Below are 14,576 nucleotides of genomic sequence, written 5' to 3'. Positions count from 1 at the left end.
GTCTGTTCTTCTGCATTGCAAAAACCGTAATGCGGAATATTGTTGATAAAGAAAGAGAGAGTGCTATGCCGATTGCTGAACAAATTAAGCAAAAGTTATTACGTCTTGAGCAGGAAGTCGAAGAAGAGAAACTGTTCTTAGTGGGATACTTGATCCCAATGGTCGACCTAATTCCTGTTGATGATTTAACGGATGAACAATGGTTTGCTGAGTTTGCATTGTTCGTTGAGGATGCTGTTGAGTCGGACGGCCTCAGTGATCGCGATGTTGAGTTGCTTTCGGAACTCATTGATGAACTACAACCTTAAGCCAGATAAGGCTTAGAGGAACATTTTTTGTAAGTGGTAAATACTATGCCGAATAGACAAGTCGTTTCCAGTCATATTGAATCGCCCATCGTCACAGTGCCTGGGAGTAAATATTTAGCAAATCGTTACATCGCTTTAGCGGCTTTGTCTTCTGGCACTACTCGCCTGAGCAACTTACCAGAGAACGATGATATCGAAGCGGCACTAGAGGCTGTCAAACAGCTTGGGGCGACAGTAACGTCGGTAGATAACGGAGTTGTGGATATTGAAGGTATCAAAAACTACGAGCTACCACAGACCGCGACCCTTAACTGTCGTGATAGTGGTACCTTAAGCCGTTTCATCACTGCAGTAGCCAGTAATTTAAGATCCCAAGTGGTCGTTGATGCCAGTGAGCAGATGCGACAAAGGCCTATGCAGGAGGTTTCTCAGAGCCTTCGAGATTTAGGTGTTGCAGTCAGTAGTGATGCGCTACCAATTAGTTTGAAAGGGCCAATTCAAGGTGGACGTGTTGAGCTAGACACGAGTCGTAGCAGTCAATATTTGAGTGGTTTATTGATAGCCTGTTTAAAGGCAAAGTCGGATACTTACTTAATTTTGAAAGGTAAGACGGTTTCGTCTAGCTATATTCAGTTAACCAAAAATGCCATTGAGCTTTTTGGCGGCAAGATTGAAGAGGTGTCTGAAACGGAGTTGAAAATACCGGCAAATCAATCGTTAACACCAACTAACATCCATATTGCTAGCGATGTGGTTAGCAGTAGCTATTTTATGGCTGCAGGTCTTTTGGCTGAAACAACAGTTACTCTAACGGCTTTTGACTTTGAATCACCACAGGGCGAGTCTCAGTTTTATCGAGTACTTGAAGCTATGGGCGCAAGTATTAAGGCTGAGTCTGATAAATTGGTGGTGGGGTACACTGATCAACTTCAGGGCATCGATGTAGACATGGGTGATATGCCTGACGTTGTGCCGACATTGGTCGTTTTAGCGCTGTTCGCTAAGGGTGAAACCTACATTCACAATATTGCTCACCTAGCTTTTAAAGAGTCTAACCGAATTGTTGATTTATGTGATGAGCTCAATAAGCTTGGAGTTGATATTGAGTACGATGCCGACAGTATTCGCATTAAGGGTGACCAGCCACTTCGTCCAGCTCACTTGTCCAGCTGTCATGACCACCGCTTAGCCATGAGCTATGCTTTGGTTGGTATCAAACAGCCAGGTATTGTGGTGACGGATGCACAAGCTGTTGAAAAGTCTTTCCCTAAGTATTGGGAGTTCTTAGAAAATATTGGGCTACATACAGAGTTAGTCAATTAATTGTATCGATTAAAGGTTTTGGAGAAACGTCATGGCGGGTGATAGCCTCGGCACATTATTTAAAATTAGTAACTGGGGAGAGTCCCACGGCAAAGGCATTGGTGTAGTAATCGAAGGCTGTCCAGCTGGTATGGCTTTGACTGAAGAGGATATTCAACCTTTTCTTGATAAACGTCGGCCGGGACAAAGTTCAATTACCACCAGGCGTGATGAGGCGGATACCGTTGAAATTATGTCAGGAACGGTTGATGGTATCACGACAGGAACTCCTATTAGTCTATTCATCCGCAACAAAGACCAAAAAAGCAAAGACTACTCAGAAATGGCGAAGTTATATCGACCAAGCCATGCTGATTATACTTACCAAAAGAAGTATGGTATTCGCGATGTCGCTGGTGGGGGGAGAAGCTCGGCACGTGTTACAGCAGGTCATGTTGCTGCGGGTGCTGTTGCCAGAAAAGTTTTGACCGAGGCACTTGGTGTCGATATTTTCGCTTATGTAAAAAGTGTGCAGGATCTGCAGCTAGAGACGGCTCCCGATGCCATCAATGCTGAATTGATTGAAACAAACCTTGTTCGATGCCCTGATCAAGACCTCGCCGAGCGGATGGTGAAAAAGATTGAAGCTGCTCGTAAAGCAGGGGACTCGCTGGGTGGTGTGGTTGAGTGTCAATTACGTGATGTTCCTGTAGGTTTGGGAGAGCCTGTGTTTGATAAGCTAGAAGCCGATTTGGCGAAAGCCATGTTATCCATTAATGCGAGTAAAGGATTTGAGATTGGCTCCGGTTTTGCGGGTACTTTAATGCAAGGCTCGACTCATAATGACGTTTTCTTTGATGATGAGGGATCGGTTAGAACCAAAACCAATTACTCTGGTGGGGTACAAGGCGGAATTTCAAATGGTATGCCGATCGTGTTTAGAGTAGCGTTTAAGCCTACACCGACGATTATTCGAGAGCAAGAAACCGTTAATGTTGATGGAAAAGATGTAGTCTTTCATGGACGTGGGCGTCATGATCCTTGTGTGCTGCCGCGTGCGGTGCCTATTGTAGAGGCTATGGCGGCGCTTGTGTTGTGCGATCACTTTTTGCGCTTTAAAGCATATAAAAACTTATTTGACCTATAATACTCATTCAAATCTAAAAAGGCTGGAGATTCCAGCCTTTTCGCTATTTAGAACCGTGGTGTTTTGACGTCACTCTATTCCCTTGGCTTTCTTTGCTTCTGCGTTAGTTTTAATACCTTGCGATAGTGCATATTGTTTGACGTAGCTGACTGACATCAAAAAGTAAATAACGGATAAGACGACAATAACCGAGGCCCAGACAACCTTTGACGGCTCGGTAATGTAGAAGAAAGCGTAGAAGAAGGGGAGCAGAATAATAAATCCTGTCCAGCCATAAGTATAGGTTCTGCCTTTAAACATGCCCGGAACAGCTAGCAATAAAGGAGCCCACCAGATAGCCAACGATACCCATCGTAGGGCTGGATTTTCGTGATTCAGCCAGATAAATACTGGCAAAATGATGACTATAGCAAGAAAGCTGGCTACAGCGAACAGTCGAGCTCTCAGAGCTTTTTTCAAATGGATATTCATAATGAGTTGTTACGTTAATTTTTTGCTGAGCTTGATACTAAGTTCAGCCATTCGTTTACCTTGAGCGATACACAATGCTTTCTCAGAGTCACTGATCTCATAATTACTGTCAGCACCAGCAACATGAGAAGCTCCGTAAGGTGTGCCACCAGTCTTCGTTTTGACTAAGTCAGTCTCGGAGTAGGGGATACCGGCTATTATCATACCGTGGTGTAGTAAGGGCACCATCATGGTTAGGAGCGTAGACTCTTGGCCGCCGTGCAGAGAGCTGGTCGAGGTAAATACACTGGCTGGCTTACCTGATAGTGTGCCAGAGAGCCACTGTGATGACGTTTTCTCCAAGAAATATTTAAGCGGTGCAGCCATGTTACCAAACCGAGTCGGGCTACCGAGTACTAAGCCGTCGCATTGCTCCAAGTCTTCTAGAGAGACATAGGGTTCTCCATTACTCGGAATCGCCTCTGCGGTGGCTTCATGATCAGCGCTAATGGGTGGAACCGTGCGCAGCAAAGCCTCACAGCCATCGACTTGCTCAATACCACGTGCAATTAATTTTGCCATGGCGCGGGTGTTGCCATGGCGGGAATAGAAGAGCACTAAAACCGTATTCATCAAGATTACTTAATGATGTTCAATACGTTTTCAGGTGGACGTCCTACGGCCGCAGCTTTACCGCTGTACACTATTGGACGCTCAATAACTTTGGGGTACTGGACCATTAGGCTAATCACTTGATCATCGTTCAGATCGGCATTGTCTAGGCCAGCTTCTTTGTACTCAGCTTCTTTTTTACGCAAAATATCTCGTGGGCTGACACCTAGTAACTTAACAATGTTGCGGATTTCGTGCTCAGAAGGTGGTGTTTCCAAGTATTTTACGATGGTAGGTTCCACGCCATTTTCTTGAAGTAATTCCAAAGTTTGACGAGATTTTGAACAACGAGGGTTATGTAAGATGCTAAAATCACTCATAATAGTTACAATTTATAAATTCATGCGACTATTCTAGGCATAATTGATGTTAGAAAAAAGGATTAAATGGCTAAAAGCATTTGCTAAATTTGTTTTCAGCGAATTTGCAAAGAAAAACAGCAGTTCGATGGCCGCTGAGTTAACATTGAATACAATGTTGGCTTTAGTGCCTCTTATGACGGTTGCTGTGAGTTTGATGGCGATCTTCCCGGCATTTGAAAAGCTTAACGTTCAAGTACAAGAACTTATCTTTAAGAACTTCCTCCCAGAAACTGGACTGGCTGTACAGGAGCACTTAAATGAATATGTGGCCAAATCTAAAAACCTTTCTGCGGTAGGGTTTGCCTTTCTATTTTTAACGTCGATGATGTTAATGCGGGCGATTGACCGTGCTATCAATACAGTGTGGGAAACCAAAAATCGACGTCGGGGTATACAAAAATGGGTGTCGTACTGGGCTATGCTCACGATGGCACCCATCCTTATCGCTGCAAGTCTCGCTGCATCTTCGTACTTCGCGGCGCTTCCTTTGGTTTCAAGCATTAGTGGCTTTTTGACCTTTGGTTTACCTTTTATATTAATAGTGTTGGCGTTTACCGCTCTTTATATGGTGGCGCCTTTTAGTCACGTTAAGTTTCGTAAGGCAGTTATTGCAGCGACGATTACTGCGCTGTTATTTGAAATTGCGAAATATGCATTCGCGCTGTTTGTCGCCAAGTTTTCGACTTACGAGGTAATATACGGTGCGATTACAGCCATTCCATTATTTTTCTTATGGGTGTTCTTGTCTTGGTTAATTTTGCTTTTGGGAGCCATGATATGTTTTGCTTTGCATCGTTTTGAAATGAAGCGCGAAAAAACAGAACATGAATTCATCTCAATACTAAAGATATTACAGTCTTTTGCTCAAGCTCAAGACAATGAAAGCTCCTTAACGATTGATCAGTTAAGAAGTAAGTTTTCCTATTTGCACGGACAAACGCTGCGACATTTAGTTGAGCAACTAATGAATCTTAATTATTTGGCTAAGCTTGAAAATAGTCAGTATTGCTTAAAGTTGAACGCTCAGGATTTAACCATTGGTCGTGTCTATCGTGAGGGGCCTTGGCGGTTGCCTAACAACAATCAGGCTTTAGAAGTTGATAAAGGTACTTTCTTTACCAAGTATGTCGAAGATGCTAATGCTGCGATAAATGAAATATTGAATATTTCTATTACTTCAGAGGGTAGTAACCTCAAAAATAGTAATTAATGAGTTTGATTCTTTCGTTGATATAATCTGGTGCTCAACTGGTTTACCGTTGAGTTCCAAGTTCAGCGTTTTGTGGTTACCTATAAGGTGTCTAGGAGCGATGAGTAGTGGCTCTTGATGATCAAAAGGGGTAACCAGTAAAACATTATGTTTCAGTACTTCACCATGATTATTTTTCGTAAGGTAGTGTGCTGGTAGTTTTTGCCCATGCAAATACTCTACACCCATGCTTGCCCCTGTACTCTTATTTCCATTAAGCCAGCGTACTATTCCTAACTGCCATGTTTTCTGAGGTTGCTGGTTTATGTGGCGTTTGAGTAGTACCAAGTTACCAACGTTTAACTGGGTTATGTCTTCTTTCGGTTGGCGAACACAAATACCACCATTACTGTAGTTTACAGCTTGCCACTGTAGAAGGTGTGGGTACTGCGCTCCCAGCATATCGGTTAAACAAGCTTCAAGCTCTTCACTTGTTTCGCTAGGTTGTTTGTCTGACTGTAAAACTTTGACAATGTTGGATAAGCTCCACACCAGGTTGACATCGCTAATGACAGGATAACGAGCATCTTTACGAGCTATATGATGATCACAATAGGCGTAAATTTGTTGTAGTAACTTCTGCCCAATCGAGGGTTCTATTGCTGGGTAAAAACCAGGGTTCGGAAGGCTATTATGCTCAGAAAAGTACCGTAGTTGCTGATTCAACTTTTCTAACAGTGGCGAAGTAATAAGCAGCCGATAAAAAGGATGCTCTTCATACTCATTATCAGTAGCTGCGTACTCTGGTCTTTTTCCGCTCGTCAGGTCAATAACAAAACATTCGCTCTTTGCGAATTTTTTCAGGTCATTTGAGAGCATTGTTAATTGAGACCAGTGGCTGAAATATTTGAACAAGTGCCAATGTTGATTACCTTCAACGTGATATGGGTTGATCACCGACATTAAACAGTTTCGTTTATAGGTATTCTCAACGGTGTCTAAGGCAAGTAAAGCATCTTGATTGTTGTTGACTTTCAGTCGGTGCAGCTTTTCATGTTCAGCAAAGTGATACAATTTATGTAATTCATGCCAAATATAGCTTGGTATCGGGGAGTACTGCTGGTAGTGCTCAATTAAGTGGAGTCCGAGATAGTGCTGGGCTTGGTTGATTGCGTAAGCGAGTCGACCCTGCTTCTTTAATGCTACGCGCTGCTCGGCTAATTCATGAATAACTCGCTTGTGGCCATAGGCCATTTCAGCGGTAAAGCTGCTCAGAAGCTTCGCTTGATGGTCACTTGCTATGACTTGTCTTTGATCATTATGTTGGCGAAAGTGACGGCTCATTTGGAGGTAGCCTTGCTCTAGCGTCGCGAGGTTTTCTTCACGTTGGCTTACCTTCTGCTCGGTACGGTTTAAGGTTCTGATAGCTTGCAGTAAATGGTCAAGAGATTTGTTGATATCGGTAAAGGTTAAGTCGGATAACCAGCGCTTAACAGCACTGGGTTTATGATCCATCATAAACTCTTGGCCATGCTGTGTTGAGGGATATGTGAGCTGTATAGAGTCCATTAAATGTCCTTAACCAATAAATCTTGTTTTAACTACTTCGGCTTACATAGCTTTATCTGTATAATATGCCGAAATTATGTGACATAGTCCACTTTTTTGTGGCCCGTATCTGGTTTAAGTAATTGATTTAAGTTGATATCTCATGAAAAACCTCATTGTCTGCCTTGCTCTTTTAACCTTAAGTTTTCTTACGGCTTGTTCTAATCAAAACAGTTTCCATTTTTTGTCTGGCGAGGAAAAGTCCATTGAGGATTATCGTGGGCAATGGCTGGTGATTAATTTTTGGGCTGAGTGGTGCCCGCCATGCTTGGAAGAAATCCCTGAATTGGGCAAGTTAGTAAAAGAAAATCCACACATTGCTGTGATTGGGGTGAGCTACGATAAGCTTACTAATGAAGAGCTGGAGGCCTTGGTGGATAAGCTTGATATTCAGTATCCTATCGTCGCCACAGAGCCGATGCCTTATTTACCAGTCGCTAAACCGCAAAGTCTGCCAGGAACCTACCTGATCAGTCCAAGTGGCCAAACCATGGGGCCTATACTGGGTAAAATTGATCGCTCAAAAATTCTTGAAACTATTAAGAAAGTAGAAGGGCGTAACAAACCTAACGCTTAGCGGCAGCTTCGATCATGGCGCGCATTTTTTGTTTCACATCTTCCAGTCGCGCCTGTATTCTCGTTTGGGCATAAGGATCTTCAGAGGTAGCGTGTAAAGCCAATTCAAAATGCTTTTTGGCCGTCCTTAAGTCGCCAAGTAACATCAAATACTGGCCAGTCGTTTCGTACATTTCCGGAGTATGACCTGCATCAGCTTGCGCTTTCGCTAACAGCTTAAGATAAGCTGGGTTGTTCTGATTAAGATCCGAGTATCGTAGTAAAAGTTTCTCAGCTTTTTCTGCTTTTCCTGCAGTCAAATAAATTTCCGATGTTGAAAGAATAAGCTTTGTAGAGTCAGGAGTTTTTGCTAACTGCTCTTCCAGTAATGGCAACATTTGTTGGCCGCTACCATTGGCTAAGTGAGCTTCTGATAAGCTGAATAGTAACAATTGGTTGCCAGGGTTCTCATTGTATAGCTTCGATAAAATATCGATAGCCAGCCTATAGCGAGCATTGTTTTTAAGTAACTCGGCAAACAAATAACGCTGCTCAACGGTTTTTAGTTGGTTACTTTGATACTTTTGCTCTATATCCCGAAAGGCTTCTCTGTCATTAATTAATGCTTTACTTCGGATTCGTGACTTAACTAACGTGTAGTCCAAAGAGTCTTGGTGCTCGACCTTCGGGTACAATTCCGCGCGCTCGCGTGCCGCGGCAATACGGTTTCGTGATAAAGGGTGAGTGAGTAAAATTTCAGGTGGTTTAAACGTATAGCGACTTGACTGCTGTAGCGTTTCGAAAAAGTCAGCCGCCGCTCGTACGTCAAAGCCGGCGGCAGACAGCATCGTAATTCCTATTCGATCAGCTTCTCGTTCATTATCACGAGTATGATTGATGATACTTTGCTGCCCAGCTGCTTGAGTCGCTGCAACCCCGGCCATTCCAGCTTCTGGATCTTGTGTTGCGACTAGCACCGAAGCGAGAAGGCCGAGAATACTAGGAAGTGATAGTTCATTTTGTCTTTCTAGGCGCCGAGCTAGATGTCGCTGCGTAACGTGAGCAACCTCGTGCCCAAGCACTGATGCAAGTTCGCTTTCGCTACGAGACGCGTTAATTAGGCCCGAGTGGATTCCAATATAGCCGCCGGGTAGTGCAAAAGCATTGATTGAGTTTTCGTGGATGACAAAAAACTGGAATTGGCGCCCGAGTGCATCAGGGTTGGCTGCCACCAGCTTGTAACCTAAATGCTGTATGTAATCGGTTACAATAGGATCTTTCATCAGAAATTCGCTGCGATGAATTTGACGCATAATTTGATCGCCAATTTGCTGCTCTTGGGCTATAGACAGAGTCGAGCCAGCAGTTTCGCCAATTTTAGGCAAATCGATGGTGTTAGCCGAAGACATAGAAGCAAAAGCCAGCCCCACTACTAAGGTAGTGCTGCTGATTAAGCTGAGTGTGGTTTTTAACGCGCTTCTGCTCATTCTGATAAAATAAATGTTAAGTTACTGTATATGATGGGGCTTGTGTGGTAAAAGTTCAATCACAAGTCAGTTTTACCCAAGCAAACTCTCTGGTAGTGTAAAAAGTAACCGTTTGTCTTGCTTAATCAACCAAGAATTCGTGAGTCGCTCATGACATCTATCTTTACTCGCTGGTTTAGACGCAATTTTTCAAGTCCTGCAACAATCGTGCTGACAATGCTGATTATTGTGGGCTTTTTTGTGATTTTAACCGTTGGCGATATTCTTGCACCGATCCTGTGGGCTTTGGTTATCGCTTATTTGTTAGAGTGGGGCGTTACTGCACTGCAAAATAAAGGTTTAGGACGTTTAACCTCAGTGTTGCTAGTGTTTACTGCGTTTATTGGAATTTCCATCGTGATTTTCCTTGGTTTGGTTCCTCTGATTTGGAAGCAAGGCTCGAGGTTAATTGGTGAATTACCAAATATTATGCTTAAACTCAAAGAGCAAGTTCTCGAGCTACCCAATAAATACCCTAACTTTGTATCAGCTGAGCAAGTTGATGGTTTTATTACCAGTCTTAACTCAGAGCTTGGTAGCCTTGGTGAAGCTCTCCTCAGTGCGTCGTTTAGCTCTCTGATCAGTATTGCTAGTTTGTTAGTTTATATTATTTTAGTTCCCTTACTCGTTTTCTTCTTTTTGAAGGACCGCCACCAAATTTTTGGATGGTGTAGTCAGTGGTTACCGCAGGAGCGTCACTTGGCTGAACGTGTATGGTCTGAGGTCAACCGCCAAATAGGTAATTATATTCGCGGAAAAGTGGTTGAGATCATTATCGTTGGTGTCGTGTCGTATATTACCTTCGCCATCATGGGACTCAATTACGCGCTGTTACTAGGCGTCTGTGTCGGACTCTCGGTATTAATACCTTATGTCGGTGCGGCACTGGTGACGATTCCTGTGGCACTTATAGCTTTCTTCCAGTGGGGTTTGACTCAAGACTTTTATATTTTGATGGTGGCTTATTTCATTATTCAAATATTGGATGGCAATGTCTTGGTCCCGTTGATTTTCTCAGAAGCTGTTAACTTGCACCCCGTTGCTATTATCGGTGCCATTCTCTTATTCGGCGGTTTGTGGGGCTTCTGGGGGGTGTTCTTTGCCATTCCGCTCGCCGTATTGGTTAATGCAACACTCGATGCTGTAAAGGAACATAAAAAACAGCAAAGCCAAGAAGACGAGGTCGCAGGCACTTTAGAGCATCAGCCTGAAGCTGAGTAATGGTGTATCTAACAGGTTAATTATCTAATTCGCCCATTGAATTAAAAAAGGCTCCGTGTTGGAGCCTTTGTCTTGGTAGCCTACGAAAATTGCTTACAGTAACTCTGAAGCGTAATCGGCTAGGCGTGAACGTTCGCCGCGTTTCAATGTGATGTGTCCTGAGTGTTTCCAGTTTTTAAAACGATCCACCACAAAAGTGATGCCAGAGGTCGTCTCGGTCAGATAAGGTGTATCGATTTGAGCGACGTTACCCATACAGACCACTTTGGTGCCTGGTCCTGCTCGAGTAATCAGGGTTTTCATTTGTTTCGAGGTCAGGTTTTGTGCTTCGTCGATAATAATGAATTTATTAAGGAAAGTACGGCCACGCATAAAGTTAAGTGAGCGGACCTTGATCCATTTACGCAATAAGTCGTGAGTGGCTGCTACGCCCCATTCATCGTTATCCGTGGGCGAGAGCACTTCGAGATTATCCATCAACGCCCCCATCCAAGGCGTCATTTTCTCTTCTTCAGTTCCTGGCAAGAAGCCTATATCTTCTCCGACTGAAACTGTCACCCGGGTTACTATAATCTCCTTATAGCGTTTCATTTCAATCGCTTGCTCAAGCGCTGCGGCAAGGGCTAGTAATGTTTTACCGGTACCCGCGGGTCCCTGTAACGTTACGAAATCTATTTCTGGATCCATGAGCAGGTTTAGAGCAAAACTTTGTTCACGGTTTCGAGCGGTAATCCCCCAAATGTTATGACTATCATTCCTATAGTCCACTAACAGCTCGATTAGAGCGGTAGGGTTGTCGCTATCACCGTCCTCAATGTCTCTAACGATAGCTTCAAAATTATCATCGGGCTGGTATAGGCATTGATTAACAAACCATTCTTTAACTAAAGGCCCCTGAATTTTATAGAAGGTGTGTCCTTCCTCCTGCCACGAGTCGATATCTCGGCTATGGGTGTCCCAAAAATCATGAGGCAATTCGTAAAACCCAGTATGGAGTTGCTCCACATCATCCAACACCTTGTCGTTGAAGTAATCTTCTGAGTGGACGCCAACGATATTGGCCTTGATTCGTAGATTGATATCTTTAGAGACTAGGGTAATGGTCTTATCATCATTCTTAGCTTGAAGGGCTAAGGCGACGTTCAAAATGGTGTTATCAGCTTTGCTACTGGGAAGAGAGTCTGGGAGTCGATCGATATGATCTTTGGTTTGGAAATAAATCTTGCCGTGCTTGTCAGGATCTTGAATTTGGGGGAGCATGCCGATTGGGATGCCTTCTTTCATCGGGTCTTTATCGTCTTCGGCGATTGAAAGAAGATCGTCGAGATACCTACTAACTTGCCGTACATTTCGGGCCACCTCCGAAAGCCCCTTCTTACCAGCATCTAGCTCTTCGAGGACCACCATGGGTATCAGGATATCGTGTTCCTCGAAGCGAAAGAGGGCGGTCGGGTCGTGCATCAGCACGTTTGTGTCTAATACAAAAAGACGTTTACCAGCAATTTTCGGTTTTACCATTTGGGCTCCTTTTGTAGGCTCCTTAGGAAAAGGCTGAAATTACAGTGCTTTGACTGCTTCTAGTACTTCATCCGCATGCCCTTTAACTTTTACTTTGCGCCATTCTTGACGGAGCTTTCCGCTTTTATCGATGAGAAAGGTGCTGCGTTCGATGCCCATGTACTCTTTGCCATACATTTTCTTTAGCTTGATGACATCATAGGCTTTACACATCTCTTCATCTTTATCGCTCAGTAAGTCAAAAGGAAATTCGTGCTTCTTCTTGAAGTTTTCGTGCACCCTGACGCTGTCACGAGATACACCGAGGATTTCCGTATCGAGTTTTTGTAGCTCTTTATATAAGTCACGGAAGTTTTGACCTTCAGTGGTACAGCCGGGTGTATTGTCTTTAGGGTAGAAATAGATAATGAGGTTTTTATCTTTGAAGTCTTTTAAAGAGAGGTTTTGTTCCCCAGTCGCGGGTAAATCAAAATTTGGTGCTTTCTTATTCAGCTGCGGTTGGCTCAAATTCAGCCTCCTGTATGCTTTTTATACTATCTGTTCGTTTATTGAGCACTTTGCAAGCGCAGTGTCTCAATTTGGTTATATTTAACAACTTTAACGTTCTTTTATTGAACTAATATGAACGTTATCATCAGTGTTAATATCACTTTACGTTAGAATTTTTATTGTCGCAAGTTATCCCAGCGTTTTTTCTATTATAGGTTGTGTTTAGGGCTATTGCTGGCTAACATAGCGACGCGTAATCAGAGGATTTAAAGATGTTTTCAGGCAGTATTGTAGCGATTGTGACCCCGATGACAGATGAGCATCAGCTTGATCTAGAAGCTTTGCGTCAACTGGTAGACTGGCATATAGAGCAAGGCACTTCGGGTATCGTAGTAATGGGTACCACAGGTGAGTCGGGAACTGTCACAGAAGAAGAATATTTTCTAGCGATTAAAACCGTGGTGGATCATGCCGCTGGTAAGATCCAAGTCATTGCCGGTAGCGGTGCCATGAGTACGGACAAAACCATTAAGTTGACTCAAGAGGTTAAAGCGCTGGGCGTTGATGGTGCTTTGGTTGTGACGCCTTATTACTGCAAGCCATCACAAAAAGGTTTATACGAACATTTTAAAGCGGTCGCTACTGTCTGTGATTTGCCGATTATTTTATATAACGTACCGGGCCGAACTGCCGTGGACATGCTTCCAGAAACGGTGGCTAAGTTAGCAAAACTGGATAACATTGTTGCTATCAAAGAAGCCACAGGCGATGTTTCGAGAGTTACGGAACTAAATCGACGCTTCGAAACTCCAATCACCATATTAAGCGGTGATGACGCGACAGCTTACGACTTTATGAAGTTGGGCGGCCATGGTGTGATCTCGGTGACAGCCAACGTTGCGCCGGGTCTGGTCAGTAAGATGTGTCAGTTGGCTGAAGCTGAGAATTGGAAGCAAGCTGCGCTCATCAATGATAAATTAATGGGGTTAAACGAAACGTTATTTTTAGAAGCTAACCCTATCCCTGTGAAGTGGGCTTTGTCCCGTATGAAAAAAATGGGGCGTGGCATACGTCTACCTTTAACTGAGTTGGATGAACGCTTTCACTCACAAGTTACAGAAGCATTGGAACAAGCGAATGTTGAATTACCTTAAAACAATTAAAACGATTTCTTTAGCTGTCAGCGCTACTCTAGTGCTTTCGGCTTGTGCAACCACTGATGGAACCGAAGATATAGACGACCGCTACATGCGCAGTGAAAAAGGTCCGGAGTTGCAAATTCCCCCTGAGACAACCGAAGTTAAAGTTACGGATAGTTATCGCGTTCCGGAAGGTGTTGTGATTACTAAACGTGATGCTCAAGGTAAACGGTTAAGCCTTGAGCCGCCTCAATTGTTGCTGGTGGCTGGCGATGGCGTTTGGGAAGACTCTGAGCGTGACCAGCCGACAGTCTGGGTACGTGGTGATAGCGAACAGCTAGTGACTTACATTCAACGCTTCATGGATGCACACAATATCAATTACCAAAATACTGATACAACTAGTGTGACCACTGATTGGGTCACAGATAGCGATGAGAATCAGGTGTCAGAATATTTAGGAACTTACTCGGTTGATGGTGAGCGCCATAAATTTAGTTTAGAAGTTGTGGAGTCGAAGCCTAATGAAGTTGCTCTTCAGGCTAGACATATAGCTTATCAACAAAATACCGATGACCAATGGACTGATGTTGAAACTTCCAGTCGTGTCGCAAAACAATTCTTGAACTACTTTATTGGCTATTACGACTCTGAGCGTACGCGAGAAGCTCGCCAGCGTATTTTACAGCAAGCAAAGATCAACGTTGAGTTGGGCTATAATGACCAAGGCTCGCTAGCGCTTGTGACGGAGCGTGAGTTTTTAGCGGTGTGGGATCAGATGCCAAGAGTACTAGAATCTTTGAACCTTGAGATTACTGACCGGGATCGCTCTGACAGAACTTACTACTTTAGAGTTAATGAGCCTGAAGATGGTTTCTGGTCTTGGTTTGGTGATTCCAATGAGGCTAAAGTCGATTTAGCGCCAGGTGATTACCAAATTAAGCTTTCAGACTTGAACGTCGGTGGTGTTAGCTTAAGTTTCTATGGTGCTGAGGGTGATTTATTAGATTCAAGCACTGTGACTCGTATTTATCCTGAGTTTGCAGCTGAGTTCAAGCGCGGCACAGGCAAGAAGTAAATGAGGCATAGA

General features: G+C 43.7%; 15 protein-coding genes. 8 read left to right on the top strand and 7 right to left on the bottom strand.

Features of this window, described 5'->3' with window-relative positions; genetic code table 11:
* Positions 1 to 29: 29 nt before the first annotated feature.
* The 3 genes from KFK88_RS06060 to aroC are packed head-to-tail and all read left to right on the top strand — an operon-like array spanning position 30 to position 2,757.
* On the top strand, positions 30 to 308 hold the full coding sequence (locus KFK88_RS06060; RefSeq protein WP_223577806.1) for a hypothetical protein: 279 nt from the start codon (positions 30 to 32) through the stop codon (positions 306 to 308).
* A 45-nt stretch (positions 309 to 353) separates the two neighbouring features.
* Positions 354 to 1,631: a 3-phosphoshikimate 1-carboxyvinyltransferase gene (gene aroA / locus KFK88_RS06055; protein WP_223577805.1), complete on the top strand. Its 1,278-nt coding sequence runs from the start codon at positions 354 to 356 to the stop codon at positions 1,629 to 1,631.
* 31 nt (positions 1,632 to 1,662) lie between these two features.
* Entirely contained in the window at positions 1,663 to 2,757 is a 1,095-nt protein-coding gene (aroC, locus tag KFK88_RS06050; protein WP_223577804.1) for a chorismate synthase, read from the top strand.
* A 69-nt stretch (positions 2,758 to 2,826) separates the two neighbouring features.
* Here the strand turns inward: aroC and KFK88_RS06045 are convergent, their stop codons facing one another.
* Genes KFK88_RS06045 through arsC form a run of 3 tightly spaced genes read right to left on the bottom strand, consistent with a single transcriptional unit; the run spans position 2,827 to position 4,199 of the window.
* The gene (locus tag KFK88_RS06045; protein WP_223577803.1) at positions 2,827 to 3,228 is read right to left on the bottom strand and encodes a DUF2069 domain-containing protein; all 402 of its coding nucleotides are present in this window, start codon (positions 3,226 to 3,228) and stop codon (positions 2,827 to 2,829) included.
* Between the two features lie 9 nt (positions 3,229 to 3,237).
* Positions 3,238 to 3,840 (bottom strand): NAD(P)H:quinone oxidoreductase, encoded by a 603-nt coding sequence (wrbA, locus tag KFK88_RS06040; protein WP_223577802.1) that lies wholly within the window; start codon positions 3,838 to 3,840, stop codon positions 3,238 to 3,240.
* A gap of 5 nt (positions 3,841 to 3,845) precedes the next feature.
* Positions 3,846 to 4,199, bottom strand: a complete 354-nt coding sequence (gene arsC / locus KFK88_RS06035) for an arsenate reductase (glutaredoxin) (protein WP_223577800.1) — start codon at positions 4,197 to 4,199, stop codon at positions 3,846 to 3,848.
* Positions 4,200 to 4,245: 46 nt separating this feature from the next.
* Between arsC and KFK88_RS06030 the strand changes: the two genes are divergently transcribed.
* The gene (locus KFK88_RS06030; RefSeq protein WP_223577799.1) at positions 4,246 to 5,451 is read left to right on the top strand and encodes a YihY family inner membrane protein; all 1,206 of its coding nucleotides are present in this window, start codon (positions 4,246 to 4,248) and stop codon (positions 5,449 to 5,451) included.
* Here KFK88_RS06030 and KFK88_RS06025 read toward each other — a convergent pair.
* Positions 5,419 to 6,999: a hypothetical protein gene (locus KFK88_RS06025; RefSeq protein ID WP_223577798.1), complete on the bottom strand. Its 1,581-nt coding sequence runs from the start codon at positions 6,997 to 6,999 to the stop codon at positions 5,419 to 5,421. The two genes, KFK88_RS06030 and KFK88_RS06025, sit on opposite strands and share 33 nt — an antisense overlap.
* A 142-nt stretch (positions 7,000 to 7,141) precedes the next feature.
* Between KFK88_RS06025 and KFK88_RS06020 the strand changes: the two genes are divergently transcribed.
* Positions 7,142 to 7,615, top strand: coding sequence for a TlpA family protein disulfide reductase (locus tag KFK88_RS06020; protein WP_223577797.1), 474 nt, complete (start codon positions 7,142 to 7,144; stop codon positions 7,613 to 7,615).
* Here the strand turns inward: KFK88_RS06020 and KFK88_RS06015 are convergent.
* The gene (locus tag KFK88_RS06015; protein ID WP_223577796.1) at positions 7,605 to 9,080 is read right to left on the bottom strand and encodes a beta-barrel assembly-enhancing protease; all 1,476 of its coding nucleotides are present in this window, start codon (positions 9,078 to 9,080) and stop codon (positions 7,605 to 7,607) included. The two genes, KFK88_RS06020 and KFK88_RS06015, sit on opposite strands and share 11 nt — an antisense overlap.
* Before the next feature lie 150 nt (positions 9,081 to 9,230).
* Here KFK88_RS06015 and KFK88_RS06010 point away from each other — a divergent pair, with 150 nt between their 5' ends.
* Positions 9,231 to 10,340 (top strand): AI-2E family transporter, encoded by a 1,110-nt coding sequence (locus KFK88_RS06010; protein ID WP_223577795.1) that lies wholly within the window; start codon positions 9,231 to 9,233, stop codon positions 10,338 to 10,340.
* Between the two features lie 93 nt (positions 10,341 to 10,433).
* On the opposite strand, the gene KFK88_RS06005 is transcribed toward KFK88_RS06010, so the two are convergent.
* Together KFK88_RS06005 and bcp are read right to left on the bottom strand one after the other, a co-directional pair.
* Positions 10,434 to 11,858 (bottom strand): PhoH family protein, encoded by a 1,425-nt coding sequence (locus KFK88_RS06005; protein WP_223577794.1) that lies wholly within the window; start codon positions 11,856 to 11,858, stop codon positions 10,434 to 10,436.
* Between the two features lie 39 nt (positions 11,859 to 11,897).
* On the bottom strand, positions 11,898 to 12,365 hold the full coding sequence (gene bcp, locus KFK88_RS06000) for a thioredoxin-dependent thiol peroxidase (RefSeq protein ID WP_223577792.1): 468 nt from the start codon (positions 12,363 to 12,365) through the stop codon (positions 11,898 to 11,900).
* 254 nt (positions 12,366 to 12,619) lie between these two features.
* Here bcp and dapA point away from each other — a divergent pair, with 254 nt between their 5' ends.
* Together dapA and bamC are read left to right on the top strand one after the other, a co-directional pair.
* A complete protein-coding gene (dapA, locus tag KFK88_RS05995) occupies positions 12,620 to 13,501 on the top strand; it encodes a 4-hydroxy-tetrahydrodipicolinate synthase (protein ID WP_223577790.1) in 882 nt (293 codons plus the stop codon).
* Positions 13,485 to 14,564, top strand: a complete 1,080-nt coding sequence (bamC, locus tag KFK88_RS05990; protein ID WP_223577788.1) for an outer membrane protein assembly factor BamC — start codon at positions 13,485 to 13,487, stop codon at positions 14,562 to 14,564. Before dapA ends, bamC begins: the two co-directional genes overlap by 17 nt.
* Positions 14,565 to 14,576 lie beyond the last annotated feature (12 nt).

This window comes from Kangiella taiwanensis (assembly GCF_020005165.1).
GTDB classification, from domain to species: domain Bacteria; phylum Pseudomonadota; class Gammaproteobacteria; order Enterobacterales; family Kangiellaceae; genus Kangiella; species Kangiella taiwanensis.
The sequence above is the reverse complement of the archived record's forward strand: the minus strand, read 5'-3'. Positions and strand labels throughout refer to the sequence as shown.